We start from the raw sequence: 26,090 nt of genomic DNA, 5'->3' as shown, positions 1-26,090 counted from the left end.
TTGCAACGGCACATCTTCACTGGTGCCATGCGTAAATCCTGTAATCGTCATATGTCGAAGCCTCGTTCGGCAACAACATCAACAATCACACGCTGATCCGGAAGGTGGGGTCAAGGCACCGCTTACGATAGCACGATTATGGCCCCTGAACATTAAAGGGGCACAGATATACGGTAGTCTGAGGATGGAGTGCGGAGCCCGCCCTTAGGAGGTAGTTTCGCGAAGCAGATGGACAGGACGCAAGCCATTGAGCAGGCCGGCACAGGCGTCCACTAAGTCGTCGAAATGATGCAGCAGAATATCGGGCGCAAGTTCTGCGGCCGGGATTTCGATATAACCGAAGTTAACCAGGATCAACGCCGTTCCAGCAGCTCTCGCGGCTCCAGCGTCGGTATCAGTATCGCCAATCATGATAGTGCGAGCCAGATCGCCGCCCACAGCCTCTACGGCTTCGAACAGATGCGCGGCGTTGGGCTTGGCTGCCGTGACGGCGTCAATGCCTACCACGCCGTCAAATAGTCCCATCATGTCTAGTTTGGTCAGTAAACTGCGCGATAGATCGGTAGGCTTACTCGTGCAGACTACCAGCTTGGTACCTGCCGCCTTTAGGATTCTCAGGGCGTCGATGACACCCGGAAACGGCAGACTTTTATCTGCGATATGGGCGCTGTAGTAGCTGAGTGAAACGATCGAAAAGGGCGGCGGTGCGGGCGGCTGGTTCTTGCTCTCCGGCGATCTCAAGTCCCCACTGCAGTAGCCATCGCGCTCCGCGGCTGATGAAGGGCCGGCCCTGGTCGTAGGCCAGGGGGTTGAAGCCCTCCGCGATCAGGGTTGCGTTCACCGCCTCGATCAGGTCAGGGGCCGATTCGACGAGAGTTCCGTCAAGGTCGAAAGCGATGGTCGCACCGTTAAAGGCGGCAATATCGGTCACAGTGCAGGCTCCTCTTTAGGCCAATGAATTCAACAATTGTGAGCGCCACGATCATCGTCGTTTTGCGGGCACCTTGTGCCGCCCGTGCCTGGTACCATTGCGATAATTCACTATTTTCTTGGAATCTCAGGAAGCGCCAAGCCAGTTGTATCAGCCCGCGTCGGACCGGCCATTACCCGCTTTGGCCAACCCCTTCTCGCGTCGTTTCGATCCGCTTTCGTCAGGGGAGCCTGTCAGGCCGGCGTAACGCGCCACCGCCCGCCGGTCTCTGAGCTTGCGGCTAAGAACCTCGTGGACCAGCATGTCTGCTGTCTCAATCCCGACACCAATCACGCGCGCCAATAGGACAACCATTGCGTTGTGCCCCGAAGCAGGCGCTTGTTCAAGCTGGGCAATTCTGGCTTTTTCAATCGTCGTGATTTGATCGCGCAGCATCGAAAGCCGAGCCATGTCGCGCCGTATCTCCTCCAGGATATTCGGCGGAAGTGGCTGTCCTTCCGGAGTGCGCAGGTCCGGCAATTTCTTCGGCGCCCGGCGAAGCTCGGGTTTGAAGCCACGGATGCCGAGCCGAGCCAGCGCCCCTTTCATGCGATTGACTATCCGCGTTTTCTCGCTGACTAGGTTCTCCCGCTCGCGGCTCGGCCGCTTGGCGTCCTCTTCCGCAAGTGATGGTACCGCCACCATACCGCAGTGGCCACGCTCGCCACGCAGCCAGCCGAGGAACACGCGCATCAGCATGGCCGTGTCTAGCCTGTCGGTTTTCGCCCGTCGATGTTCACGGTTCACTGCGACGCTGGTCGAATGGATGACATGGGCCTCAACACCTCGCTTCTCCAGCCATCGGGCCAGCCAGAAGCCATCTCGCCCAGCCTCGAAGGCCAGCGCGACCCGGTCCATCGTTATCCCAGAAGCCTCAGCTTCCGATCGCCAACGCGCGATCAGGTTGAGCAAAGCATTCGGATCAGGGTCGAGTTTCTTAAGGGGGTGCCGCTGAATACCGGGAAGCATTCCGGCAACCAGCCGGCTATTCTGACTCATCTCTACAACGATGAGCACAGTACGCGCTTGATCTAAAACAGTAACTGATCGGCTGAGATCTCGACTTTGGACATGGAGGCTATCCTTGGGTTGATCGTACGACGATGGTGCCAACTCGCCGCTCTCCCGCATAGCTTCTCATGCCTGAGAGCACTGCGTTTCAGAAGGTTCACAGAAATTCGCGCTTACGATAGGACGAAATCCTGCCCGAGCTGATCGCGTTAAAACGGCGTGAGGAACGTGAAAAAGATCGACGCTCGATTCCGACGTATCTATTGGTGGAGCTTCATGTTCAACCCGTTCCATCCAGGCGATGGCAAGGCTTCTACGTTTCCCTGCACAGCATTGCGACGGAATAGAAGCCCCGGCTTGCCGGAGAGATCAATTGCTTTGACGATCTGGCCGTCAGGAAGGCTGACCGGCATACCGGCGGTCACGTAGCAACCGGCTTCGACAACGCAATCGTCGCCCAGCGCGATACCAACCCCGGCATTTGCTCCGACCAGGCAGTTTCTGCCGATCGTCACCACTTGCTTGCCGCCGCCGGATGTCGTCCCCATAAGGGAGGCGCCACCGCCGATGTGCGTTCCTTCGCCAACGCTGACACCGAGGCTAAGCCGTCCCTCGATCGCTGTCGCCCCACGAGTCGAGGAACCCGTGTTGCAGAAACCAGCGCCGAGCACAGTCGTTCCTGGCGCGAGATAAGCGCCCAAGCGTACATTCTCAGTGTTCATAACCTTGACGCCCGTTGGCACAACGTAATCCGTCATACGCGGGAAAGGCCAGACACTCCCGACTGTGACTTCCTGCCCGCTAATTCGTGCCGTGTGCTGCACCTCCTCGACGCGTTCTGGCAGGCAGGGGCCCACCGAAGTCCAGGCAACGTTGACAAAAAAGTCCAGAGCGCCCGCGAGACTGACCTGATCAGGTGTCGCCAGGCGGGCGCTCAGGAGGTAAAGGCGCAAGTAAACATCACAGAGATCTACCGCCTTCTCGTGAAGATCGCGGATTTTGGTTTGAATCGGGACGATGTAAACGTCCCGAACGGCGTCGTGTCGGGCGACGCCGGAGAAAGATCGTCCGAGGCGTCGCGAGAGGTCGGCTTCGTCGATGCGAACCGTACCTGTATGATCATCGTCATCACCACGCCATGTCCTGAGGTAGCGAGCCTCAATGACCCGTCCGCTGCTATCGACTGACGACAGACCTAGCGCTGTTACACCTTTACCGAATTTTTTTTCGTTATCTTTGAGCATTCAAGTGCCTCAAACTATGGATTGCGAGTTGCGAGATAAACGAGCGTCTTAGTCAAGATGCGTTTGCCGTCTTGAGGATTTGCCAGCGGAAACAAAGGATCCCCAAGCAAACGAAATCGCTGAAGCTGGCAGTGGGGAATTCTCTACTGATAACATCATGGCCATAGCCATTCCTTCCTGTTCGAACCAATTCCTCTTTTCGTTCCGGCGAGCGCGGACGTTACAGAAAGTGTCCTCACGAAGTGGTGTGATGGATGCTGCCGGATGAGTACCGTTGACGGAGAATCTGGGCAAACCGCGTCGTATATTCGACGAGCACCAACTTGAGTTCGGAATGCCCCGCTCGACAAGAGCCTGCGTAAAAGCGCCCGTTCTCAGGTCCAAGTTCCAGGACTGGACCACCACCTGCGCTTATCTCGGACGTTATCAATTGGCCCAATGCCTTTCCCGAGGGAACGACAGAGGCAATGCGGAGCGGATGTGCCGCCCAGGTGCGGAAGAATGGCAAAACATCGGACATATAGGCTCTCTCCAGAGTGGGGAATACGTTCAAGGCAGCTGGCCGATTTCAGGGCCACAACCCGGCGCGGAAAAATGATCTAGAAAGGCCATCAATCAGCAGTCACGGTCCCCTTCCTGTCGTTTTGCATTTAACGGTAAGACTCCGCATCCAATAATTTCAACAAGATAGCGCGGCACTTAATTTGAGATCGGGCACTTAATTTGAGATTCGCCGGTTCGATTTTGCACTTAATGTGAGATTCACCGCCTAGAGAAAGATGACCACCGATGGCCAAGATTCATCGGAAAATGCGAGATATTACAGAAGGTTATCTCCGAATCGGAAAGCGTCAAGCGCCGAAAATCGAACCGGCGAATCTCAGATTAAGTGCCATAAGCTGCTGGAATGGGCGCATTCTTACAGTTAAATGCCAAACGACACAAAGGGGGCAAGGGCGCGCGTGGCAATCTGCTGATCTGCAGATTAACGCCCAGCGTCGGCGCTAAAGCGCGGCGAAGCTTCCCTTGCCGCCTGCCGCTCGCAAGCGGCACCTCTGAGAGGTAAATGCCGGCTCAATGAGCCGGCCAGGGATGGAATTCATGCACGATCTCCAGATCGTCTTCGTCATCGAGTTCGTCGCTCGGCAGAACGCCGAACTCGTCGCCGGACCTGAACAGCGTGACTGGAACCATCAGGGTGCGGGAAAGCTGGAAGGCGTGGTTCTGCGCAAGGGAAAGATCGGTGTTCATCTGAGGCTCCATCTTTGGAGCGGGCCATTCCCGCTCGATGGCTCCCGTCAGTGTCCGGAACCGGTCGCGATCACCGCGAAGGCGTGAGCCGAAGCGGCCGCAGCTTGCTAGCGGACCCCGTCAGCGGGTTGATCGTCGGAGATCCGGGGCTGGACCAGGAAGCCATCCATCAAGAGCGGGATTGGGACGCCCCATAGACCTGCCTTAGATCACAATGATCGTTCTGATACGGATCTTTCGCGTCACGATCGCCTAGCCGGTTGTTCCCTCGATCCGACGTCGGGTCGGCGTCGATGGGCATAACTGCTGGAGATGGCTCGCATGCAGCGTGAAGCGGAATATTCCGGACGGTTGCGGAAGCCGCAACCGAGGTCCGACGTTGTTCTGCACGCAGGTTCCAAATCACAAGTTCGATGGAACGATCGTCGTGGGCGCCGACAGCCCAGCACCGTCTCCACTTGTCAACCTCGAGGGGGCGAGTTATTCCGTCTGTGGAATATTGCTTGAAATATTCCACAAATGGAATACATTTGGAGCACCGATAAGTTGGAGCGTTGAATATACCGATGAGTTTGGTGAGTGGTACACGACGCTGATCGAAGCCGTTCAGGACGATATTGTAAGGGTAGTCGGGCTTCTAGAAGCCAAAGGACCGCAACTTCCCTTCCCTTACTCATCCGGCATCGAAGGTTCAAGGCACGAACATATGCGGGAACTGCGGATTCAGAGCGGCGGCGAACCCTACCGGGTATTCTACGCTTTCGATCCGCGTCGCACTGCTATTTTGCTTGTCGGTGGAAATAAAACCGGCGACGACCGCTTTTACGAAATCATGATTCCGGTCGCTGATCGACTATATGACAATTACCTGATCGAGATCGGGAAGGAAGGGTTGATATGACTGGACATCGCTCCTTTAACGACTTGCGCAACAGAATGTCGCCAGAACGCCGTGCCCGCAACGATGAAGCGACCAAGGCAATTCTCGAAGACATGGCGTTACACGAGTTGCGCGTGGCCCGTGAAAAAACTCAGCAGGATGTGGCACGCGCACTCCATGTGAAGCAGCCGGCTGTCGCAAAGCTGGAGCAGCGCGCCGATATTTATGTCAGCAATTTGCGACGCTATATCGAAGCATTAGGTGGCACGTTGGAGATTACGGCGAGGTTTCCCGACGCCTCGGTCAACATCAAGAATTTCAGCGAATTGGCCACTGAGAAGTAACATCGCTTTGAACCAATAGAACCTCCGACTATACGTTTACCTAGATCGCTCAGTGAAAATTCCTGCTCTTCACCTTCAGCGTATCGATATGACGGTCAGACACGAACATGTCGCGCGCGGCTATAACCGGCTTCGGCTTGTCCCGTGGATCGGGCAGAAACGGCAATGCCTCTTCCTCCAGGTCACGAGCGACGGACTTTAGATCCATGTTGCCCCAGATCGAGTTCGACCTGGCATCAAGCTTTCGTCTGCCGCTTTTGTACTCGACGGCAAAATTGCGTTGCACTTTTTTCAATATAAGAGTGCCTTGGAGGATCCGCGGGATGTTTGGTGAAATGCTGGTATACCCGCAATAACGGTTAGCGGACTGCCAGTCGATAGACATGCTCATATCAGATCCACCGCACCATTCCGGGAGCAGAATTTGTGGCCAATCGAATGGGAGCTGAGGGCGGTCTATACGCTCAACGCTCTTGAAAGGAGGAAACGGCTACCAGCAGTTCGTCCCGAGACGTTTTCACAGGTTCCCGACGATCCATTATGCGATCTCTTTGGCCAAGAACATGAACATCCTAGCAACAAGCCGGGCGCTGGCCTCGAAAGCGCCGTGCTAGAACCGTTGTCCCCGCTATATCAGTGTTAGTGGCGTAACAGGTATTTATGGAACTGGAGGTCATCCGTCGCAAGAAACGACGGTCGCCGCTGCCGAAGTTCAAAGTTTTGTGCAAACTATCATCACCGTTAAGCTCCGAAGAGGGTTTTCGTTCCCCAGAGGTAAGCCGAAGGGGTTCACTGCCAAAAACGACGTCAATGTTTGTACTACTTTCATCCTCTCATTTGAGGCGCCGTTAATCTCATTTTCACGATCATGATAGGTTCCCGACTGCGGTAAATCCCCGTTTACCTTCCGGCCGATAGTCTTGGATGATTGGAGGGTTCTCATGTGCGGTGTTGCCGGCTATCTCGGATATGTTGCTGACGGAGCGAAATTGCTTGCCGATATGGCCGGCGCGATTGCCCATCGCGGACCGGACGGCGAGGGTATCTGCGTCTTTGCACAGGCGGGTCTCGCACATCGAAGGCTTGCGATCGTCGACCTCGGAAACGGCCAGCAGCCGATGTCCAGTCAAAACGGCCGGTTCGTGATCTCCTTCAATGGCGAGATATTCAACCACGTCGAGCTCAGGCGCGATCTTGAAGCACAGGGACATCGCTTTCGAACGTCTACGGATACGGAAGTCATCCTGCATCTGTTCGAGCGTCTCGGCGAGGGTTGCCTTTCTCTGCTAAACGGCGATTTCGCGCTGGCGATCTGGGACTGCGTTCGAGAACGCATGTTTCTCGCGCGCGACAGGATGGGCGTGCGGCCGCTGTTTTACACCCGCCACCGCGGGACGGTGTATTTTGCCTCGGAAGTCAAAGCGCTGCTGACGGTGCCCGGCCTGCAGGCGACACTGGACATTAAGGCCCTCGACCAGATTCTGACGGTATGGGCCCCGATTGCCTCACGGACTGCTTTTCAGAACATTTTTGAACTGGAGCCTGCGACCTACGCGATGGTCGACCGAAACGGCGTCACGACAACGCCCTACTGGAAGCTGGATTTCCCCGATCACGGCGATTATCCGGGCGCTGCCACTAGCGAGGAACTCGGCGATCTTCTGACCGATGCCGTTCGGCTGCGGCTCAGGGCCGACGTCCAAGTGGGCTGCTACCTCTCCGGTGGCCTCGATTCCTCCGTCGTCGCGGCGATAGCCTCCAAGCTCCGCACCGAGCCGCTGCGTACATTTTCGGTCGCCTTCGAAAGCCTAGAACACGACGAAAGTCATTTCCAGTGTGTTATGGCCGATCACCTGCAGACCCGCCACGTTCAAACCCTAGTAGCAGGCGGAGATATCGCTGCGAATTTTCCAGACGTCGTGCGTCATATGGAACGACCCGTTATCCGCTCGGCACCGGCCCCGCTTTACGCTCTCGCCCGGACGGTGAAGAGCAACGGCATCAAAGCCGTCCTCACCGGCGAGGGTGCCGACGAGATTTTCGCAGGTTACGACCTATTCAAGGAGGCCAAGGTACGCCATTTCTGTGCCAGGCAGCCTGCCTCCAGGTCTCGGCCGCTGCTGTTTCGGAAACTCTATCCTTATCTGCAGAACCTCAAACGACAGACGCCGGAATACCTCTCCGCCTTTTTCTCGGCGGGTCCCGCAGACATCGGCGATCCTCTGTTCTCGCACCGGCCACGGTTCAGGTCGACATCTGCGACGAAAATGTTCCTCTCCAAAGACATCCACAACGCTCTTGCCGGCTATGACGCGGCGGAGGAAATGGCGTCTCTGCTGCCGACCGAATTCCGCCGTTGGCATCCGTTAAACCAGGCACAGTACCTTGAAACACGTTTTCTCCTTCCCGGATATATTCTGTCGAGCCAAGGAGACAGAATGGCCATGGCGCATGGGATCGAGGGACGTTTCCCCTTCCTCGATTACCGTCTGGTAGAATTTGCGGGTCGTCTTCGACCTGAACAAAAGCTTAAGGGGCTGGACGAAAAGCACATCCTGCGCGGCGTGGCGTGCGAACTGCTGCCCAAAGAGATCGCCGAGCGCAGCAAACAACCCTTTCGGGCACCGGACAGCGAAGCCTTTTTGAGTAAGAAGAAGCATGAATTCGTTGATGCCGCTTTGGGAACGGAAAGCGTCAAGCGGTCTGGAATCTTCGATCCCGTGATGGTGGAAAAACTTCACAGGAAATGCGCGACGAGTGCGGCGTCCGGCTTCAGGGACAATGCCGCATTTGTCGGAATACTTTCAACGCAGCTTTGGCAGGAAACCTTTTCCGCAGGATCGCGCAGCCGTGCGGTCGCCTGATGAATACCAAGAGAGGCCACAAACATGTTTGACAATCCGCGTCCGACGATCAGAACCTTTATCATCGAAAACTTCCTCTTCGGCGACGGCAGTTCGATGCCGGATGACACCGGATCACTGATAGAAAACGAGATACTAGATTCCACGGGCGTGCTGGAACTGGTGGTCTTTGTCGAAGAGACCTTTGGCTTCACGATGGTTGATGATGAAATCGTGCCTGCCAACCTCGATTCAGTCGCAAAGATCGCAGGCTTTGTGATGTCGAAGACGTTGCGCATATCGGCCTGAGCGGAGGCGGCAATGCGCTTTGAACGCTTCCTTGAGGAAAGCGCTACACGGTTCGCCTCGAAGGTGGCGATCGTCGCCGACACCATGCGGATGACCTATGGCGAACTGGAGACTTTATCACAGCAGCTTGCCAACGTGCTTCACGAACGCGCTGTGCACAGAGGCGATCGCGTGCTCATCTTCATGGACAATTGTCCGGAAGCGGCGCTTTCCATTTTTGGTACGCTCAAGGCTGGCGCCGTCTTCACCCTGATCAATCCGTCCACCAAAGCCTCCAAGCTAAGCTACATCGTCGAGGACTGCCGACCTTCAGCCATTCTCACGATCGGCCGGCTGCTTCCGATTGTCCAGAATGCTCTGACAGAGACGACCTCAAACCGCGTGCCGTTCGTGCTTTCGACCGGTCTTGCTGCGGAGGCAATCACCGACCAAACCCGTTCGTTCGACGTGTGCCGGTCGGCCACCCTCGATCGTGTGAGACATGATGGGACCGCCGACGATCTGGCCATGCTCGTCTACACGTCCGGGTCCACCGGGCGGCCCAAAGGCGTGATGATGACCCATCGCAATGTGGAGGCGGCATCGGGATCCATCATCTCCTATCTTAGAAACACGCCAGACGATGTGATCTTCAATGTTCTGCCGCTGGCTTTCGACTATGGGCTTTATCAACTGCTGATGTCCGTGCGCCTTGGAGCGACGATCGTGCTTGAAAAGTCCTTCGCATTTCCAGCTGCCATGTTCGACATTATGCGCCGGGAAAAGGTCACCGGATTGCCGTTGGTGCCGACCATGGCGGCTGTTTTGTTGCAGATGCGCGACCTCGTTCCAGATTTCCTGCCGACGCTTCGATATATCACCAATACGGCCGCAGCTTTGCCCGTTGATCATATCATCAGGCTGCGCCTGTTGTTTCCCGGCGTCGCCCTGTTTTCGATGTATGGATTGACCGAATGCAAGCGCTGCACATATCTGCCGCCGTCGGAGCTGGAGCGGCGACCGGATTCGGTCGGAATTGCCATTCCCGGCACGCAGGCCTTTGTTGTCGACGGGAACGGGGAGATCGTCGCGCCGAACGTAACGGGAGAACTGGTCATCCAGGGACCGCATGTCATGCAGGGCTACTGGCACGATGAGGCGGCGACAGCACGTGCCCTGCACCCGGGACCGAACCCTGCCTTGCCGGCGCTGCACACCGGAGACCTCTTCCGGAGAGACGAAGAGGGCTTTCTGTATTTCGTCGGCCGGCGTGACGACATCATCAAGACGCGGGGAGAGAAGGTCGCTCCCAAGGAAGTCGAAGCAGTCCTGCATGCCCATCCCGCAGTCATCGAAGCCGTGGTCACGGGAATACCCGACCCCATTCTCGGACAGGCCGTTTCGGCAATGGTGGTTTCACGCGAAGGGGCCATCACGGCAAAGGAACTCATTCGTCACTGCCAATTGAATCTGGAGGAGTTTATGGTGCCGAAATACCTGAGCTTTGCCGAAAGCCTCCCAAAGACGGACACGGGCAAGGTCAGCCGCAAACGCGCAGGCGAGCTGCTGGAGAAAGCCCGTTGAGCGTCCCAGCTACAGAGCCTAAGTCCCCCATGTCGATCCTCCACATCGATAGTGCCGTTGAGGCCGATCGCATCGCGGTAACCATGCGCGCGCAGCTGCGGGCGATGAAGAAGCGCGGACTTGTCCTTGGACTGTCCGGTGGCATTGATTCGAGCGTCTGCGCCGCGCTTGCAGTCAAGGCGGTGGGCGCAAAGAATGTGCGTGCCCTGCTGATGCCGGAGCAGGATTCGGAAACTGACAGCGGCCGCCTCGGCAGGCTCGTCGCCGATCTTTTCGGCGTTGAATGCATCGAAGAGGACATCGCCCCTGCCTTGGGCGCCCTTGGGTGCTACGAACGGCGAGACGGATTCATTCGGCAGGTCGTGCCGGATTATGACATTGGATGGAGATCAAAGGTGGTGATCGCCGACCTCGTCTCGGACGACGGATTCCGTCTTTCGTCGCTTGTCGCCGAAGATCCGGATGGGAACCGCAGTACCCATCGTCTGCCACTTTCGGTCTATCTGGGCATCGTCGCTGCGACTAGCATGAAGCAGCGGACGCGCAAGCAGATCGAATATTTTCATGCCGACCGGCTGAACTTTGCAGTGCTCGGCACACCAAATCGCTTAGAGTTCGACCAGGGTTTTTTCGTCAAGAACGGCGACGGTGCGGCCGATCTCAAGCCAATTGCTCATCTTTACAAGACCCAGGTCTATGCGCTTGCAGCCGCGCTCGGCATCCCCGATGAAATCCTGAACCGCCCACCGACCACCGACACCTACAGCCTAGCTCAGACCCAGGAAGAGTTTTACTTCTCCCTGCCATACGCCCAGATGGACGTCTGTCTTTATGGCTTGAACAACGGGCTTTCCGCTGCCGACACGGGCGTCTTAGTCGGCTTGGCGGCGGAGCAGGTCGAGCGCGTCTGGCGGGACATAGTCTCGAAGCGCAAATCGACGGCCTATCTGCATACTAGGGCCCAATTGGCCGGCGATGTTTCCGAGGTGCTGTAAGTCTCGGCAGTTATTTGTAGTCACCGCCGATGTGACGGCCCCAGCTCTCTCCCGCAAGGCCGTTGACGAAGGCCTTGCCGCGGCGAAAGCAATCGATGATCGCCTCATCGTGGGAGAACAGGATGGTGTTCGACGCGTTTGCGAACAACATCCTCCTGCCAAGCATGGCCTCCATGAGGATGGGGTGCGTCCGCCCGCGCAGGCCCGCAGCTCCACGCTCGTCGGCATCAGCCAGCAGGCAGTCGATGACCTTCCCTTCCCGGCCCGGCAGCGCCAGAATCTGAAGGACACGGCCGACCCCGCCCTCGCGCAGATGATAGAGGTAGGCGCCGATGGGGGAGCCGTTGGGAGCCATGACCAGAGCCGCGATCGGCACCCCGTAGAGGGGCTTTTCAAAAGCCTCGCCAACGACGTGCCGCAGCAGCCGATCTGGCCAGTGAGGCCGCATCTGATAATGCGATGTCAGGATCTCGATTGAATCCGCGAAGGTTCCGGCATCGACGTATTTCACGGCCTTCGTCGTTTGAGCGACGCCCTTTCCGATGCGACCGCCGGCAAACCCGCTCCACTCATGGAGCCGGTCGAGCCCCCGGGCAACGGGCACCGCCCATTTCCGCAACGGTGACTTTCTGAGCGCCATGTCGCAGGCAAAGGCGGCCGGTCTCAAGATCCGCATCCATTCGAGACTATAGGAAGCAAACGCCACTCCCCTAAGGGCCCTCGACATTTCGAGCGAGGTCGTGTTGGCCGTCTCGCTCAAAGAGAGATCCTGGCGGCCCGAAAGAAAAGCCTTGAGCAATCTTGCTCCGGCCATCGGATCCTGTTCGCGGCCGCGCACCATCAAGGCACCGCAGAAGGCAGCGCGCAGCCTTTTGTCCGAAAATGTCATCGGCACGACATTGACACCGACGAACCCCGAAATCGCTCCCTTGTCGTTGATATGGACCAGAGACGGAATCTCCGGATCGGCAGTCGGTCCGCTGAGATAGAACTCCGCAAGGCAGGCCATCAGGTCCAAGGAGGTCTTTTTGCCGAGCCTGAAAAACGTGTCCAAGTAAAGTGTGGCCACCTGGTCGATGTCGGCAGGTTGGAGTGACCGGATGTGACTCATCGGGCCGGCCCTTTCTCTTTGGCATCGGTAGGATCCAGCCGCTGTACGACCGCGACCCGTGGAATGCCAATCGTATCGACGACCTGTTCGTAATGATGATAGGCCTTGCTGCGCTCGATCAGGGCTGCGACCTGGCGATGTTGGCCTTCTCCGAACTCGCACATCAAAAGTCCGTCTGCTTTGAGGAACATGACGGCGTCGCGAATGAGGCGCTGGTGTATCGATAGCCCGAAGGGGCCACCGTCAAAGGCTTCTCGCGGCTCTTTCAAGAGAAGGTCCGCACTCGGGCCATCAAGGCGGGCAGCGGAGATATAGGGAGGGTTGCAAACGACGAGGTCGACGGTATCCTTGAGGTTATCAGCGGCAAACGCGGCAAACAGATCCCCTTGTCGTATTTCGATGCGATCCGATAATTTATGGCGTTCGACATTGCGCTGTGCGGCCCTGACCGCGGCCTCCGTCAGGTCAGCGGCCCAAACCCTGCAATCCGGGACATGGAGCGCAATCGCCACCGCAAGGTTGCCGCTGCCGCAGCACATATCGATCACCCGGATGGGCCGGTCCAAGCCGATCTGCAACAGGTATTCGACGGCACGCTTTCCGAGGATCTCGGTTTCGGCCCGCGGCTTGAGGACGCCTTCGGGTGCGATGATATCGACATCCATAAATTTCTGCGAGGCTCGAGGCTCCTCCGTCGCCATTGAAATTCCATCGAGTTAGATCATTCGAACGAGGAGCAAACAACAATTGTCTTAAGTTCGTACTAAGATAGCGTTTGGCTGGGGGCATCGTGCGGCGCGCGATTGTCCTGGGTCCGCCCTCCTGTCGAAGGCGTACCCCGTCGGCCGCTTTGCCTCGTGCTTTGCGGCCTTAGTCTTACTGACAACGATACGCCGAGGCGCGCGCGAAGCTGGAACAGGCCCGCGCCCTCGTCACCGACAGACCGATCTAAGGAAAACGGAGCAGGCAGGCATGGCCACTTTCAACCTCTCGAAGGGGCAGTCGTTTCAGATAGAGAAGGCGATGGAGCTGGTTCATTCCGGCCTTGTCTGGGATCCGCCGGAGGGGTCCGGCCCGGCCTTCGTCGACGTGCACTGCTTCGCGCTCGTTCATCCGGGTGGAGATCCATCACGCGCGCGCCTCTACAACGACGGTTCGCACGCGCTGTGCTACGCCTTCGTGCGTGGACCGGCGAATGCGGAAGGTTCCTTGAAGAAGAGTCGGGCTCGACGAGTTGGAGGCTCTCGATCTCGTCCTCTCCTCGGCGATCTTCGGCTAGGCGAACCGCCTGATGCATACGCTCGGCGAGCCAGTAAACGATTAAGTCTTCGGGAGGCAGAAGGCCCACATCGCGTCACGGTCGCGGTTTTGAGTTGAACCGTCGCGCCCGGACCTGAATAATATTCTTCGCATCGCAATTCGCACAGCGCTGTCTGAAGCTTGAAGCACCTTAACGACTGCCCTTCGAATTGACGTCGTATTAGTCAATGAGCGACAGGCACTGTGGCCGATGGCATCCCATACCTAACCCAGTATTGTACGGTCCGGATACTACGCCGCTCGGAGGGTGCGAAGCGGACGCCGCGCACGCGTCACCGCATGCGCATCAGGTCCACTGCGCGATTGCTTATGATCGCTTCCATCGAAAAATAGCCGGTCACGGTCGCAAGATCGAAGTTCGTTATCAGCTTTTGGTAGAATGCGTCATAGCCCGACATTCCTTTGGTGATGACCTTGATCAAGTAGTCCCAGTCGCCGCCTATTCGGTAAAAATCGACGACTTCCGGCATCCGGTCGACGTGCTTTCGAAAATCTTCCGCCCATTCCTTTGAATGATGACGAGTTCGGATCATGACTATTACCGTGAGATCGAAACCGAGCACCTCGAAATCAATGGATGCGCGTGATCCTTTGATGATACCCGTCGTGTAAAGGCGCTGAAGCCGGCGCCAGCAACCGTTCTGGGACAGCCCGACCTGCTCGGCCAAGTCACGTTGAGAAAGCGAAGAATCCCGCTGCATACATGTCAGAATCCTCAGATCAATTTCGTCAATTTTTAGATTGTTGTCGATCATATGACCCCAGCAGCCTTAGTTTTTACGAAAAATTGGTGAAGTTTGCGACCGTGATGCAGACTAGAATCATTGTCAAATCCTTCGTGGAGAATGACAATGCAGGAACGGGCTTCGCGCAATCCATCCAAAGAACTCTTCACCGTTCTCGGCAAGTTCAAGAGCGACCTCAATCAAGACGACCCCATCGGCAGATTTAGGACGGGGCTGATAGGCTCAAAGGCGAAGGTCGACGGCCCGTTCGGCCCTAAGGAGCTCGTCTATGCCGACTACGTCGCTTCGGGACGCGCGCTCAGACAGATCGAAGAATTCATCCTGGAAGAAGTTCTTCCCTACTACGCAAACAGCCATACTGAGGCGTCCTACTGCGGAGGCATGATGACCCGCCTTCGACAGGAAGCACGGTCAGTCATTGGAGAGCTCTGCGGAGCCGATCGACAGCACGCCGTCATCTTTGCCGGATCGGGCGCAACAGCAGGTCTCAACCGCTTGGTGAACCTGCTGGGCGTCACTGATGCGATCGCTGCCGGCAAAAGCGCCCGCGTCGTCCTTGGCCCATATGAACACCACTCGAATATCCTGCCCTGGCGCGAGAGCGGAGCGGAGGTCATCGAAATTGCCGAGGGCAACGATGGTGGTCCTGATCCCGTCATGTTGCAGAAGGCGCTTGGGAACGCCCCCGCAGATTTGACAATTTGCTCGTTCTCCGCCGCATCGAACGTTACTGGCATCCTGACAGACGTCGCGTCGCTTACGAAGGTTGCAAAGGTGACAGGTGCCAAAGTCGTCTGGGATTACGCGGGGGCCGGACCATACGTGCCGATCGCTATGACGCCCGAGGATGGTTCCGAAATAGATGCCATCGTAGTGTCTCCTCACAAGTTTCTGGGCGGTCCAGGGGCTTCCGGTGTATTGGTCGTGCGGCACGACGCTGTGGTGACGAGCAAGCCATGCTGGCCCGGTGGCGGCACGGTCAAATTCGTTTCACCCACGGGTCATGATTACAGCGACAGCCTGGAGTCTCGGGAGGAAGCGGGAACGCCCAACGTCATCGGCGACATCCGGGCGGCACTCGCCTTTCTCGTCAAGAATGCGATCGGGCTTGATGAAATCAAGCGCCTGAACGACGAGTACACGCGGCGCGCCTTCGCCGCGTGGCAGGACGTTCCGGAGATCGAACTGCTAGGCTCAACCTCGATCGCACGCCTGCCAATCTTTTCGTTTCGGGTGCGCGATGGCAAAGGCGGCTACATCCACCAGCAATTGATCACCCGCATGCTCAGCGATCGGTTTGGCATTCAGGCCCGTGGCGGCTGCGCCTGCGCTGGTCCCTACGTGCATCGGCTGCTCTCGATCGACAACCAGACGTCGCAGCGCATGCGCCAGGCGATCTTGGCCGGCAACGAGATCGAGAAGCCTGGATTCACGCGCCTCAATCTGAGCATCCTGGCGTCGGACGAAAAAGTTTCCTTCATTCTGGATGCGGTCGCGCAGCTCGCGCGGGAGGCGCCGGCGTATGTCCCGCTCTACACCTTCGATCCGGCGCGTGCGATCTTCTCACCAGTCGCGTCCGTGCGACAGGAGGCGATCTGTGCGTAGGCCCGACGTCGCCGCCTTCTTCGACCCGCGTACTTTCTCGATCCAATACGTGGTCAGCGATCCACAGACTAAGGCCTGCGCGATCATTGATCCGGTGCTCGATTTTGATGAGAAGTCAGGATCGATCACGACGCACAACGCCGAGATGCTGTTAGATCACATCCAGCGTCAGGACCTGCGCCTGCACTGGATCCTCGACACTCATCCTCATGCCGATCATCTTTCGGCCGCCGCCTATCTGAGGGAGCGGACCGGCGCGCCAACGGCCATCGGGAGCCGCGTCACGGATGTTCAGAGAATCTGGTCGAAGATCTACAACTGGCCAGATCTTCCCGTCGACGGCAAACAGTGGGATCGGCTCTTCTTCGATGGAGACACCTTTTCCATTGGGAACATCGAGGTCGGCGTCATGTATTCGCCGGGCCACACCCTTGCCTCAATCACGTACAGGGCGGGCGACGCCGTATTCGCGCATGACACTGTCTTCATGCCGGACAGCGGCACTGCCCGCGCGGATTTTCCCGGCGGGAGCGCCAGGTCTCTCTGGTCGAGCATTCAGAACATCCTGACATTACCTAGCAATACGCGCGTCTTCGTGGGGCACGACTATCAGCCCGGCGGCCGGCGGCCGCTCTGGGAAAGTACGGTGGAACGTCAGAGAGCGGAAAACATACACGTCGCGCCTTGTGCTTGCGCCGACGAGTTCGTCGCTCTGCGGGAGGCACGTGACCGGACGCTGCCGATGCCGAAGCTCATACTTCACGCGCTGCAGGTCAACATCAACGGCGGCCGGCTACCGGAACCCGAAGGGAACGGCCTTCGCTATCTCAAGGTCCCGATGGGCGCCTTTCAAGGTTCCGTCTGGTCCTGAACAATCCGATTGCCGCTTGGCGATACGGCACCTCGTCCGCTGAGTTGAAGGACTGAACATTCCATGCTCAAGCAGGACCCAGAAAAATGGCGCTAGATCTTTTTCAATATGGCATGGGGACCCTCAGCGGCGCTTTGGTTGGCTTCACCCTCGCCCTTTTGGGCGGTGGCGGCTCCATTCTTGCAGTCCCGCTTCTTGTTCATGCCGTGGGGCTGACCGACGCTCATACCGCCATTGCCACAAGCGCCGTTGCCGTTGCCGCGAACGCGTTGATCAGTCTGGTCATGCACGCGCGCCGAGGAACGGTGATATGGGGCTATGCGGGACTTTACTGCGCGACCGGGATGGTTGGGGCGCTGCTCGGCGCATCAATCGGAAAGGTGCTCGATGGCAACCATCTACTGTTGTATTTCTCAGGGCTGATGATCGCCATCGCCATTTTGATGCTGCGTCGAATAAGCGTCGCCAGCGAAAATACCTGCGTCTTCGAAAGTCGGAACACCACGAAGGTTCTTGCGATCGGTGGTGGGAGTGGCATCGTCTCGGGCTTTTTCGGAATTGGCGGTGGTTTCCTGATCGTCCCCGGCCTGGTGTTTTCGACTGGAATGCCGACGATCAATGCGGTGTCGACCTCTTTGGTCGCGATAGTGGCATTCGGTTCGACGACGGCTGTCACCTATTCCATCTCAGGTCTCGTCGACTGGCCGCTGGCCGCTGTCTTCATCGCCGGAGGCGCGTTCGGCGCCGTCCTCGGCTGCAACCTTGTGCAACGACTGAGGCCCTATCAATCTGTGCTCAACCGTCTTTTTGCGGGCGTTATTCTCATATTCGGCATCGCCATGGCGTGGAGCACCCTCCTCGGCTAGCCCGCCGTTAGTGCCCGGTCGACTTGCTTGTGCTTCCACGTTCCTCTTCAAATTGCCGAGCAGCGGCTCGAGATGGAGCGACTTCTCGTCGAGGAGGAGGAAGCTCACCTTTCAAAGTAGGCAGCCTCCAGATCCTTCATCTGCTGCTGGATTAATGGAATGGCGGACTGACCTTGACACGCACGACCTCGCCGACGAACACGGCGCCGTCCCAGCCAAGGTTTGCGATCTCCGGAATGGCCAAGATTCTAATCGTAAAGGGCCGACGAGCAATATTGCTGTAATTTAGAAGCTGTATGAGGGAAGTCACGACACCATCGCCTCAAAGGTTTGAACCAACGATCCGCGTTTTCAAATTGAATTAATGAAAATTCCTGCTCTTCACCTTCAATGTATCGATATGAAGGTCAGGCACGAACATGTCGCGCGGGGCTATAACCGGCTTCAGCTTATCCCGTGGATCAGGCCCATTGCCTCTGGCAAACTCATCACCCCTGCCTGCCGGCAGTTTGAACTCTTCATCGCGATCGGCAGGGCCGGCCAGGTCGCCTGACAGGTCGAACAGCTGCTGGGCGACAAGATGCACGAAAAGGCGCGCTACTCCAAGCACTTCGAGATTACCGATGAAGCGCTCACTTGGCTGGGAGACCGGACTGTTCTGCTGCTCGATCTGGTCGAAACGGTTTGCTGCGAACATTTGGAAATGCTGAAGCGGAGCGCGGAATAGCGATATTCTTGAGAGCCCGACCGAACAAGAGTTGAACGGAATCAGTGATCGGCAACATGCCCGGCGCACGATCCCGTGTGCAAGTGATTGGGCGGATCGAACCGAAGATATTCGGTCGGGCTTCAACTCAAATATGCAGAGCACTCCCCAAAGCCTTCAGCGCCGCCTCCATCAACGCTTCGCTGCGGGTCGGATGCGCGTGGATGGTTCCGGCCATGTCTTCGAGGCGTGCCCCCATTTCGATCGCCAGCGCAAAAGCCGCCGAGAGCTCGGAGACCCCGGCTCCCACCGCCTGCAGGCCGAGCACGAGGTTGGTATCGGCGCGGGCCACGACGCGCACGAAGCCCTCTTCGGACAGCATTGTCATCGCCCGCCCGTTGGCGCTGAACGGAAACTGGCCGGTGCGAATTTCGTAGCCTTGCGCCTTCGCGTCTGCCGGCGACAGGCCGGCGCTGACGATCTCCGGATCGGTGAAGCAGATGGCGGGAATGCATCTTTTGTCCCAGGCGCGCTTCTTTCCGGCGATGATTTCCGCCACCATCTCCCCTTGCGCCATGGCCCGATGGGCAAGCATCGGCTCGCCGGTTACGTCGCCGATCGCATAGATGCCGCGCATCGAGGTGCGGCAACGGTCGTCGATCCTGAGATATGGGCCGGCACGATCGAGATCGAGCTCTTCGAGACCGGATCCTGCGGTTCTTGGGCGGCGGCCGACGGTGACGAGGATGCGATCCGCCGGCAGGGTCTCTCGCCGGCCATCCGGCGTTTCGACGATCAGAGCCTCGCCATTGTCGGCAAGACCGATCGCCTTCGCACCGATCAGCACCCGGATACCGCCTTCGGTCAGCTTGCGCATGACGGGCCGCACCAGTTCGGCATCATATTGCGGCAGCACCTGCGGCGTCGCCTCGACGACCGTCACATCAGACCCCATCTTGGCAAAGGCGGTCCCGAGTTCCAGCCCGATATAACCGCCACCGACCACAACGAGCTTTTTTGGCAGATCCATCAGCGACAGCGCCTCTGTCGAGGAAATCACGCGGCCGCCGAAAGGCAGGTTCGCAAGCTCCACCGGATCCGAACCGGTGGCGATCACCACGGTCTCGGCGCGGATGATCTGCTGGCCAATTTCCGTCTCCACCTCCACCGTCTTGCCGTCGCGGAAGTGGGCGCGGCCATGGACGATCTTGACCCGCGCCTTCTGCAGCAGCCCCGAAACACCGCTGGTCAAGCGGCCGACGATCCCGTCTTTCCAAGCAATCGTCCTCATGAGGTCGATCGAGGCGCCTTCGACGCGGATGCCCATCGGGTTTTTCCCGGCAAGCATCTTTTGCGTCGTATCGAATTCCTCCGCCGCATGGATCAACGCCTTGGAGGGAATGCAGCCGACCGTCAGGCAGGTGCCGCCGGGCTTGCCGGCCTCGACGATGACGGTATCGATGCCGAGCTGCCCGGCGCGAATGGCGCAGACATAACCGCCCGGACCGGCGCCGATGACGAGGAGCTTGCAGACGATCTCTTTCATGGATCTCAGCTTTCGATAAAAATGAGCGCCGGCGTTTCGAGCAGCGTTCGGATGCGCTGCACGAAGTTTGCCGCATCCCAGCCGTCGATGATGCGATGATCGAAGCTGGAGGAGAGGTTCATCATCTTGCGCGGCACGAACTGCGCGCCGTCCCAGACCGGTCGCGTGGCGATCTTGTTGACGCCGATGATCGCCACTTCGGGATGATTGATGATGGGTGTCGAGACGATGCCGCCAAGCGCACCGAGCGAACTGATGGTGATGGTGGAGCCGGAAAGCTCATCGCGTGTCGCAGTACCCGATCGCGCCGCTTCCGCCAGCCGGTTCATCTCGGCGGCGCAATCCCAGATGCCGCGGGCTTCGGCATGCCGCACCACCGGAACGGTCAGACCGGCCGGCGTCTGCGTGGCGATGCCGATATGCACGGCACTATAGCGCGTGATGATGCCGGCATCGTCGTCGAAAGTGGCGTTGACGTCGGGCTGCTCGGAAATGGCCTTGACCAGCGCCCGCATCAGGAAGGGCAGAACCGTCAGCTTCGGATGGCCCGACCTGCGGTCGCCGTTCATCGTGGCGCGCAACTCCTCGAGCGCGGACATATCCACTTCCTCCACATAGGTGATGTGGGGGATGCGCGAGGCGGAAAGCACCATCTTCTCGGCGATGCGGCGGCGCAGGCCGGTCAGCTTGATCTCCTCGGTCGCCGTCCTCCTGGCAAAGCCATTCTTTGCCGTTGCAGGCGCGGTCCCATGGGTCAGGAATTGCTCAATATCCTCGCGCAGGATGCGCCCGGCCGGTCCGGTCGCCTGCACCTGCCTGAGATCGACACCGCTTTCCCTGGCGAAGAGCCGCACGGAGGGAGCGGCAAGCGGCTTTTCCGCCGGCGCCGCCGCAGCCACTGGCGTTGCCGCAGGCACTGGCGCTGGCGGAGCAGGCATTGCAACCTCGGCCCTGATCGCCTCAACAATCGGCGCCTGCGAAATCGCAACGGGCTGAGCCTCGCCGACATCTCCCGCCGTCTCGATCCGTACCAGCGGGGCCTTGACCGCGATACGGTCTCCGACCTCGCCCGCGAGCCAGGTGACGGTGCCATTGACAGGAGACGGAATTTCCACGGTGGCCTTGTCGGTCATGACGGCGGCGATCACCATGTCCTCGCGGACGGGATCTCCCGTCTTCACATGCCATTCCACGAGCTCGGCCTCGGCGACCCCTTCCCCGACATCGGGCATCTTGATGATGAATTCGCCCATGGCTCAGGCCTCCATGACTTCGGCAAGCGCCCGCCCAACACGGCCGGGACCGGGGAAATAGTCCCACTCCTGCGCATGCGGATAGGGCGTATCCCAGCCGGCAACGCGCACGACCGGCGCTTCGAGATGATAGAAGCAATGTTCCTGTACCAGCGCCGCGACTTCGGCGCCGAAGCCGGACGTCAGAGTTGCCTCATGCACGACGACGCAACGTCCCGTCTTCGAGACCGATTTGACGATCGTATCGAGATCGAGCGGCAGCAGGCTTCTGAGATCGATCACCTCGGCATCGATGCCGTCATCCTCGGCCGCAGCAAGCGCCACATGCACCATGGTGCCGTAGGCAACCACCGTCACCGCCGATCCGGCGCGCCGCACTTCGGCCTTGCCGATCGGGATGGTGTAATGGCCATCGGGCACCTCTCCGAGGTCGTGTTTCGACCAGGGCGTCACCGGCCGCTCGTGATGGCCGTCGAAGGGGCCGTTATAGAGGCGCTTGGGCTCCAGGAACATCACGGGGTCTGGATCCTCGATCGCCGCGATCAGCAAACCTTTGGCGTCATAGGGATTGGACGGCACGATCACTTTCAGCCCGCAGACATGGGTAAAAAGCGCCTCCGGGCTCTGGCTGTGTGTCTGGCCGCCGAAGATACCGCCGCCGGTCGGCATACGCACGACGATCGGGCAGGTGAAATCGCCGTTGGAACGGTAGCGGATACGCGCCGCCTCCTGCGTCAGCTGGTCATAGGCCGGATACATGTAATCGGCGAACTGGATTTCGACACAGGGCTTCAGCCCATAGGCCGCCATGCCGATCGCCGTGCCGACGATGCCGGATTCGCTGATCGGCGTATCGAAGCAGCGCGTTCTGCCGTATTTTGCCTGCAGGCCCTGTGTGCTGCGAAAGACGCCGCCGAAATAACCGACATCCTCGCCGAAAACGACGACATTGTCGTCACGTGCCATCGAGACGTCCATGGCGCTGCGCACGGCCTCGATCATCGTCATTCTGGCCATGTCAGTACCCCGCCTTCTGTCGCTGGCGGCGGATATGCGGCGGCATCTCGGCATATACGCCCTCGAAAATGTCGCGCACCGAGGGCCTGCCGCCGGCATGCAGCGTGCCATGCGCCTCTGCCTGGCGCTGCGCCTCGATCACCTCGTCCATGATTTCGGCTTCGGCCTGCACATGCCGTTCCTCCGACCACGCGCCCTTGACGATCAGATGTTTCTTCAGCCGCAGCACGGGATCGCCGAGCGGCCAGGCCTCCGATTCCGTCTTGGGCCGATAGGCGCTCGGATCGTCGGAGGTCGAATGCGCGCCGACGCGATAGGTCACATATTCGATGAGCGTCGGGCCGAGATTGCGCCGCGCGCGCTCGGCCGCCCAGTAGGCGACGGCATGGACGGCGAGATAGTCGTTTCCGTCGACACGCAGCGCCGGAATGCCGAAGCCGAGGCCCCGCGCCGCGAAGGTGCCGGAGCCGCCGCGGGCAATGCCCTGGAAGGTGGAGATCGCCCACTGATTGTTGACGATGTTGAGGATGACCGGCGCCTTGTAGGTCGAGGCGAAAACGAGCGCCGAGTGGAAATCCGACTCCGCCGTCGATCCGTCGCCGATCCAGGCTGCGGCAATGCGGCTGTCGTTCTTGATCGCCGAAGCCATCGCCCAGCCGACGGCTTGCACATATTGGGTGGCGAGATTGCCCGAGATGGTGAAGAAGCCGTGCTCCTTGGAGGAATACATGATCGGCAGTTGCCGGCCGCGCAGAGGATCGCTCTCGTTCGAGTAGATCTGGTTCATCATCTCGACCATCGGATAGTCGTCGGCAATCAGCAGGCCTGCCTGGCGATAGGTCGGGAAATTCATGTCTCCCTTCTCGAGCGCCTTGCGGAAGGCACAGCTGACGGCCTCCTCGCCGAGATGCTGCATGTAGAAGGAAGTCTTGCCCTGCCGCTGCGCCATCAGCATGCGGGCGTCGAAGGCGCGCAGCTTCATCATGTTGCGAAGCCCTGTCAGCAACGCCTCATCGGAGAGCGACCCCGCCCAGGGACCGACCGCCTCCCCCTCGCGGTTCAAAACGCGGATGATGGAATAGGCGAGGTCACGGATATCTTCGGATGCAACATCCACCTCCGGCCGCGGTACGGAACCGGCTTTGGCAATCTTGACATTGGAAAAATCGGGCTGACCGCCCGGGCGAACGGCGGGTTCGGGGACGTGCAGGCTCAAACGAGCGGAATCCACCATGTTTTTTCTTTCCTCCCTTTGCCGGCCTTGCTCCCCTCCTCCGGAAGCAGGGCCGGATGTTGTTCTATAGATTGCGGGCAATCACCATGCGCTGCACGTCACTTGTTCCTTCATAGATCTGGCAGATGCGCACATCGCGATAGATGCGCTCGACCGGATAATCGGCCATGTAGCCACAGCCGCCATGGATCTGGATCGCATCGGAGCAGACGCGCTCGGCCATTTCGGAGGCAAAGAGCTTCGCCATCGAGGCTTCCGACAGGCAGGGCAGTCCGGCTTCCCTGAGGGAGGCAGCATGAAAAACGAGCTGCCGCGCCGCCTCGATCCGCACCGCCATATCGGCAAGGCGGAACGCAACGGCCTGATGCTCGACGATCGGCTTGCCGAAGGCCGTGCGCTCCTTGGCGTAGTCGCGCGCCGCTTCGAAGGCCTCCCGCGCCATGCCGACGGCCTGTGCCGCGATGCCGATCCGCCCACCCTCGAGATTGGCGAGCGCGATGCGATAGCCCTCGCCTTCCGCACCGAGCCTGAGTTCTGCCGGGATGCGCATGCTGTTGAAGGCGATCTGGCAGGTATCGGAGGAATGCAGCCCAAGTTTTTCCTCGACGCGGATCACCTCGTAGCCCGGCGTATCGGTCGGCACGATGAAGGCGGTGATACCCTTCTTGCCGACATCGGGATCGGTGACGGCAAAGACGATGATGATATCGCCGTTCTTTCCCGAGGTGATGAATTGCTTGGAGCCGTCGAGCACGTAGTGATCGCCGTCACGCCGCGCCCGGGTCTTCAGGTTGGAGGCATCGGAACCGGCCTGCGGCTCGGTCAGCGCAAAGCCGCCAATCCATTCGCCGCTGGCCAGTTTCGGCAGGAAGCGCTGCCGCTGCTCCTCGGTACCGAATTTCAGGATCGGCACGCAGCCGACGGAGCTATGCACGCTCATGATCGTCGAACAGGGTCCGTCGCCGGCGGCAATCTCCTCGAGTGCCGCGGCATAGGCGACCACACCGGTATCCGACCCGCCATAGGCTTCCGGCACCAGCATGCCGAGCAGCCCGAGTTCACCCATTTCCTTCAATTCCTCGCGCGGGAAGAGATGCTCCCGGTCGCGTTTGGCCGCCCCCGGCGCCAACCGGTCGCGGGCAAAGTCGCGGGCGAGATCTGAGATTTGCTGCTGGAGGTCGGAAAGGATCATCTGTTCTGCCCTCCCCGCTCGTGCCGCTCGATGGCGACAGCCGTCGCCTCGCCGCCGCCGATGCAGAGCGCGGCCATGCCGCGCTTCAGGTCGTATCGCTCCAGTGCGGCAAGCAGCGTCACCAGAATCCGGGCTCCCGAAGCGCCGATCGGATGGCCGAGCGCACAAGCGCCGCCATGCACGTTCACCTTTTCATGCGGCAGATCGAGATCGCGCATCGCCGCCATGGCGACGACGGCGAAAGCCTCGTTGATTTCGAACAGATCGACCTCCGACAGCGGCAAGCCGGTGCGATCGGACAGCTTCTGCAGCGCGCCGATCGGCGCCGTGGCGAAAAGATTGGGCGCCTGCGAATGCGTGGCATGGCCGATGATCGTCGCAAGCGGCTTGAGGCCGCGGCGCTCCGCCTCGGAGCGGCGCATCAGCACCAGGGCGGCAGCGCCATCGGAAATCGAGCTGGAATTGGCGGCGGTCACCGTGCCGCCGTCGCGGAAGGCGGCCTTAAGCGTCGGAATCTTATCTAGCTTCGCCTTGCCGGGTTGTTCATCGCGGCTCGCCACCTGCTCGACTCTGCCCGATTTCACCGTAACCGGCGCGATCTCGCTTTCGAAACAGCCTTCGGCAATCGCCTTCTGCGCCCGCGTCAGCGAGGTGATGGCGTAGCTATCCTGCGCCTCGCGCGTGAACTGATAGGCCTCGGCGCAATCCTCCGCGAAGCTGCCCATCAAGCGCCCCTTGTCATAAGCATCCTCCAGCCCGTCGAGGAACATGTGATCCACGACGCGCCCATGGCCGAGCCTGTAGCCGCCACGGGCCTTGTCAAGAAGATAGGGCGCATTCGTCATGCTTTCCATGCCGCCTGCAACTGCCACGGAAGCGCTGCCGGCGGCGATCAGGTCATGCGCCATCATGACGGCCTTCATGCCCGAGCCGCACATCTTGTTGACGGTGCTGGCCGCAGTCGCGAAGGGCAGGCCGGCGTAGATCGCCGCCTGGCGCGCCGGTGCCTGCCCTTGGCCGGCCGGCAACACGCAACCGAAGACGACCTCCTCGATCGCCTCGGCCTCGACGCGGCTGCGCTCAAGCGCCGCGCGGATCGCCGTTGCTCCCAGTTCCGGCGCTGTCGCCTCCTTCAGCTCTCCCTGAAAGCTGCCAATCGGGGTGCGCGCCGCACCAACGATGACGATGGGATCCTGCAATGTCATGTTTCCTC

Annotated in this window: 22 protein-coding genes and 4 pseudogenes; 10 read left to right on the top strand and 16 right to left on the bottom strand. The window is 59.3% G+C overall.

Translation table 11 applies throughout. The features are described from left to right. Positions 1 to 204: 204 nt before the first annotated feature. From GFM02_RS29555 to GFM02_RS29540, 5 genes and pseudogenes are all read right to left on the bottom strand, one after another. Complete coding sequence (locus GFM02_RS29555) at positions 205 to 741, bottom strand: HAD-IA family hydrolase (RefSeq protein WP_205930520.1); 537 nt, start codon at positions 739 to 741, stop codon at positions 205 to 207. Beyond that, positions 650 to 931, bottom strand: a complete 282-nt coding sequence (locus tag GFM02_RS34850) for a hypothetical protein (RefSeq protein WP_205930519.1) — start codon at positions 929 to 931, stop codon at positions 650 to 652. Before GFM02_RS34850 ends, GFM02_RS29555 begins: the two co-directional genes overlap by 92 nt. Then, a pseudogene (locus GFM02_RS29550) lies at positions 909 to 2,101 on the bottom strand (IS110 family transposase). Before GFM02_RS29550 ends, GFM02_RS34850 begins: the two are co-directional and overlap by 23 nt. Positions 2,102 to 2,241: 140 nt before the next feature. Beyond that, complete coding sequence (locus GFM02_RS29545; RefSeq protein WP_149634170.1) at positions 2,242 to 3,225, bottom strand: DapH/DapD/GlmU-related protein; 984 nt, start codon at positions 3,223 to 3,225, stop codon at positions 2,242 to 2,244. 1,074 nt (positions 3,226 to 4,299) lie between these two features. Beyond that, complete coding sequence (locus GFM02_RS29540) at positions 4,300 to 4,476, bottom strand: hypothetical protein (RefSeq protein WP_025419229.1); 177 nt, start codon at positions 4,474 to 4,476, stop codon at positions 4,300 to 4,302. A 427-nt stretch (positions 4,477 to 4,903) separates the two neighbouring features. On the opposite strand from GFM02_RS29540, the gene GFM02_RS29535 reads away from it, so the two are divergent. Beyond that, the gene (locus GFM02_RS29535; protein ID WP_348644000.1) at positions 4,904 to 5,377 is read left to right on the top strand and encodes a type II toxin-antitoxin system RelE/ParE family toxin; all 474 of its coding nucleotides are present in this window, start codon (positions 4,904 to 4,906) and stop codon (positions 5,375 to 5,377) included. Next, on the top strand, positions 5,374 to 5,700 hold the full coding sequence (locus GFM02_RS29530; RefSeq protein WP_080830938.1) for an XRE family transcriptional regulator: 327 nt from the start codon (positions 5,374 to 5,376) through the stop codon (positions 5,698 to 5,700). Before GFM02_RS29535 ends, GFM02_RS29530 begins: the two co-directional genes overlap by 4 nt. Positions 5,701 to 5,830: 130 nt before the next feature. Here the strand turns inward: GFM02_RS29530 and GFM02_RS29525 are convergent. After that, positions 5,831 to 5,995 (bottom strand): annotated as a pseudogene (locus tag GFM02_RS29525) (transcriptional regulator); the annotation flags it as partial. 646 nt (positions 5,996 to 6,641) lie between these two features. Here GFM02_RS29525 and asnB point away from each other — a divergent pair. The 4 genes from asnB to nadE are packed head-to-tail and all read left to right on the top strand — an operon-like array spanning position 6,642 to position 11,410. Further along, a complete protein-coding gene (asnB, locus tag GFM02_RS29520) occupies positions 6,642 to 8,564 on the top strand; it encodes an asparagine synthase (glutamine-hydrolyzing) (RefSeq protein WP_168323617.1) in 1,923 nt (640 codons plus the stop codon). Positions 8,565 to 8,588: 24 nt separating this feature from the next. After that, positions 8,589 to 8,852, top strand: a complete 264-nt coding sequence (locus tag GFM02_RS29515) for an acyl carrier protein (RefSeq protein WP_168323616.1) — start codon at positions 8,589 to 8,591, stop codon at positions 8,850 to 8,852. A gap of 12 nt (positions 8,853 to 8,864) precedes the next feature. Continuing rightward, the gene (locus tag GFM02_RS29510) at positions 8,865 to 10,415 is read left to right on the top strand and encodes a class I adenylate-forming enzyme family protein (protein WP_168323615.1); all 1,551 of its coding nucleotides are present in this window, start codon (positions 8,865 to 8,867) and stop codon (positions 10,413 to 10,415) included. A gap of 29 nt (positions 10,416 to 10,444) precedes the next feature. Further along, positions 10,445 to 11,410 carry an NAD(+) synthase gene (gene nadE / locus GFM02_RS29505; RefSeq protein ID WP_168323614.1) on the top strand — a complete coding sequence of 322 codons (966 nt, stop codon included), beginning with the start codon at positions 10,445 to 10,447 and terminating at the stop codon, positions 11,408 to 11,410. 10 nt (positions 11,411 to 11,420) lie between these two features. Here nadE and GFM02_RS29500 read toward each other — a convergent pair whose 3' ends face one another. The 3 genes from GFM02_RS29500 to GFM02_RS29485 form a co-directional block, all read right to left on the bottom strand. Further along, complete coding sequence (locus GFM02_RS29500; RefSeq protein WP_246792449.1) at positions 11,421 to 12,464, bottom strand: hypothetical protein; 1,044 nt, start codon at positions 12,462 to 12,464, stop codon at positions 11,421 to 11,423. A gap of 53 nt (positions 12,465 to 12,517) precedes the next feature. After that, positions 12,518 to 13,186: a N5-glutamine methyltransferase family protein gene (locus GFM02_RS29495; RefSeq protein ID WP_246792439.1), complete on the bottom strand. Its 669-nt coding sequence runs from the start codon at positions 13,184 to 13,186 to the stop codon at positions 12,518 to 12,520. Between the two features lie 927 nt (positions 13,187 to 14,113). Beyond that, entirely contained in the window at positions 14,114 to 14,596 is a 483-nt protein-coding gene (locus GFM02_RS29485; RefSeq protein WP_168323611.1) for an Lrp/AsnC family transcriptional regulator, read from the bottom strand. Positions 14,597 to 14,692: 96 nt separating this feature from the next. On the opposite strand from GFM02_RS29485, the gene GFM02_RS29480 reads away from it, so the two are divergent. The 3 genes from GFM02_RS29480 to GFM02_RS29470 all read left to right on the top strand — a co-directional run bounded on the left by GFM02_RS29480 (position 14,693) and on the right by GFM02_RS29470 (position 17,929). Then, on the top strand, positions 14,693 to 16,192 hold the full coding sequence (locus GFM02_RS29480; protein WP_168323610.1) for an aminotransferase class V-fold PLP-dependent enzyme: 1,500 nt from the start codon (positions 14,693 to 14,695) through the stop codon (positions 16,190 to 16,192). Continuing rightward, positions 16,185 to 17,063 (top strand): MBL fold metallo-hydrolase, encoded by an 879-nt coding sequence (locus GFM02_RS29475; RefSeq protein WP_168323609.1) that lies wholly within the window; start codon positions 16,185 to 16,187, stop codon positions 17,061 to 17,063. The genes GFM02_RS29480 and GFM02_RS29475 overlap by 8 nt, the downstream gene beginning before the upstream one ends. 86 nt (positions 17,064 to 17,149) lie before the next feature. After that, on the top strand, positions 17,150 to 17,929 hold the full coding sequence (locus GFM02_RS29470; RefSeq protein ID WP_168323608.1) for a sulfite exporter TauE/SafE family protein: 780 nt from the start codon (positions 17,150 to 17,152) through the stop codon (positions 17,927 to 17,929). A gap of 361 nt (positions 17,930 to 18,290) precedes the next feature. Here the strand turns inward: GFM02_RS29470 and GFM02_RS29465 are convergent. After that, positions 18,291 to 18,515 (bottom strand): annotated as a pseudogene (locus GFM02_RS29465) (hypothetical protein); the annotation flags it as partial. Between GFM02_RS29465 and GFM02_RS35775 the strand changes: the two are divergent. Further along, positions 18,516 to 18,656, top strand: a pseudogene (locus GFM02_RS35775) (nucleotidyltransferase); the annotation flags it as partial. 127 nt (positions 18,657 to 18,783) lie between these two features. Here the strand turns inward: GFM02_RS35775 and lpdA are convergent. The 6 genes from lpdA to GFM02_RS29435 form a co-directional block, all read right to left on the bottom strand. After that, on the bottom strand, positions 18,784 to 20,181 hold the full coding sequence (lpdA, locus tag GFM02_RS29460; protein WP_168323607.1) for a dihydrolipoyl dehydrogenase: 1,398 nt from the start codon (positions 20,179 to 20,181) through the stop codon (positions 18,784 to 18,786). A gap of 5 nt (positions 20,182 to 20,186) precedes the next feature. Then, on the bottom strand, positions 20,187 to 21,434 hold the full coding sequence (locus tag GFM02_RS29455) for a dihydrolipoamide acetyltransferase family protein (RefSeq protein ID WP_168323606.1): 1,248 nt from the start codon (positions 21,432 to 21,434) through the stop codon (positions 20,187 to 20,189). A 3-nt stretch (positions 21,435 to 21,437) separates the two neighbouring features. Next, on the bottom strand, positions 21,438 to 22,451 hold the full coding sequence (locus tag GFM02_RS29450; RefSeq protein ID WP_020047939.1) for an alpha-ketoacid dehydrogenase subunit beta: 1,014 nt from the start codon (positions 22,449 to 22,451) through the stop codon (positions 21,438 to 21,440). A 1-nt stretch (position 22,452) separates the two neighbouring features. Beyond that, positions 22,453 to 23,685: a thiamine pyrophosphate-dependent enzyme gene (locus GFM02_RS29445; RefSeq protein WP_128449449.1), complete on the bottom strand. Its 1,233-nt coding sequence runs from the start codon at positions 23,683 to 23,685 to the stop codon at positions 22,453 to 22,455. A gap of 64 nt (positions 23,686 to 23,749) precedes the next feature. Next, a complete protein-coding gene (locus tag GFM02_RS29440; protein ID WP_168323605.1) occupies positions 23,750 to 24,877 on the bottom strand; it encodes an acyl-CoA dehydrogenase family protein in 1,128 nt (375 codons plus the stop codon). Further along, entirely contained in the window at positions 24,874 to 26,082 is a 1,209-nt protein-coding gene (locus GFM02_RS29435) for an acetyl-CoA C-acyltransferase (RefSeq protein ID WP_168323604.1), read from the bottom strand. The genes GFM02_RS29440 and GFM02_RS29435 overlap by 4 nt, the downstream gene beginning before the upstream one ends. Between the last annotated feature and the right edge of the window lie 8 nt (positions 26,083 to 26,090).

It is taken from the genome of Rhizobium leguminosarum bv. viciae (genome assembly GCF_012276115.1).
GTDB lineage: Bacteria > Pseudomonadota > Alphaproteobacteria > Rhizobiales > Rhizobiaceae > Rhizobium > Rhizobium leguminosarum_T.
Note: the sequence above shows the minus strand (reverse complement) of the source record. Positions and strands in the feature narration are given on the sequence as shown.

Excerpts from the sequence above, each read along its gene's own strand:
- GFM02_RS29435 (WP_168323604.1), bottom strand. The coding sequence starts at position 26,082 with ATGACATTGCAGGATCCCATCGTCATCGTTGGTGCGGCGCGCACCCCG.
- GFM02_RS29470 (WP_168323608.1), top strand. The coding sequence starts at position 17,150 with ATGGCGCTAGATCTTTTTCAATATGGCATGGGGACCCTCAGCGGCGCT.
- GFM02_RS29440 (WP_168323605.1), bottom strand. The coding sequence starts at position 24,877 with ATGATCCTTTCCGACCTCCAGCAGCAAATCTCAGATCTCGCCCGCGAC.
- GFM02_RS29485 (WP_168323611.1), bottom strand. The coding sequence starts at position 14,596 with ATGATCGACAACAATCTAAAAATTGACGAAATTGATCTGAGGATTCTG.
- lpdA (WP_168323607.1), bottom strand. The coding sequence starts at position 20,181 with ATGAAAGAGATCGTCTGCAAGCTCCTCGTCATCGGCGCCGGTCCGGGC.
- asnB (WP_168323617.1), top strand. The coding sequence starts at position 6,642 with ATGTGCGGTGTTGCCGGCTATCTCGGATATGTTGCTGACGGAGCGAAA.
- GFM02_RS29480 (WP_168323610.1), top strand. The coding sequence starts at position 14,693 with ATGCAGGAACGGGCTTCGCGCAATCCATCCAAAGAACTCTTCACCGTT.
- GFM02_RS29495 (WP_246792439.1), bottom strand. The coding sequence starts at position 13,186 with ATGGATGTCGATATCATCGCACCCGAAGGCGTCCTCAAGCCGCGGGCC.
- GFM02_RS29515 (WP_168323616.1), top strand. The coding sequence starts at position 8,589 with ATGTTTGACAATCCGCGTCCGACGATCAGAACCTTTATCATCGAAAAC.
- GFM02_RS29450 (WP_020047939.1), bottom strand. The coding sequence starts at position 22,451 with ATGGCCAGAATGACGATGATCGAGGCCGTGCGCAGCGCCATGGACGTC.
- GFM02_RS29455 (WP_168323606.1), bottom strand. The coding sequence starts at position 21,434 with ATGGGCGAATTCATCATCAAGATGCCCGATGTCGGGGAAGGGGTCGCC.
- GFM02_RS29545 (WP_149634170.1), bottom strand. The coding sequence starts at position 3,225 with ATGCTCAAAGATAACGAAAAAAAATTCGGTAAAGGTGTAACAGCGCTA.
- GFM02_RS29445 (WP_128449449.1), bottom strand. The coding sequence starts at position 23,685 with ATGGTGGATTCCGCTCGTTTGAGCCTGCACGTCCCCGAACCCGCCGTT.
- GFM02_RS29510 (WP_168323615.1), top strand. The coding sequence starts at position 8,865 with ATGCGCTTTGAACGCTTCCTTGAGGAAAGCGCTACACGGTTCGCCTCG.
- GFM02_RS29540 (WP_025419229.1), bottom strand. The coding sequence starts at position 4,476 with ATGAACACCGATCTTTCCCTTGCGCAGAACCACGCCTTCCAGCTTTCC.
- GFM02_RS29530 (WP_080830938.1), top strand. The coding sequence starts at position 5,374 with ATGACTGGACATCGCTCCTTTAACGACTTGCGCAACAGAATGTCGCCA.
- nadE (WP_168323614.1), top strand. The coding sequence starts at position 10,445 with ATGTCGATCCTCCACATCGATAGTGCCGTTGAGGCCGATCGCATCGCG.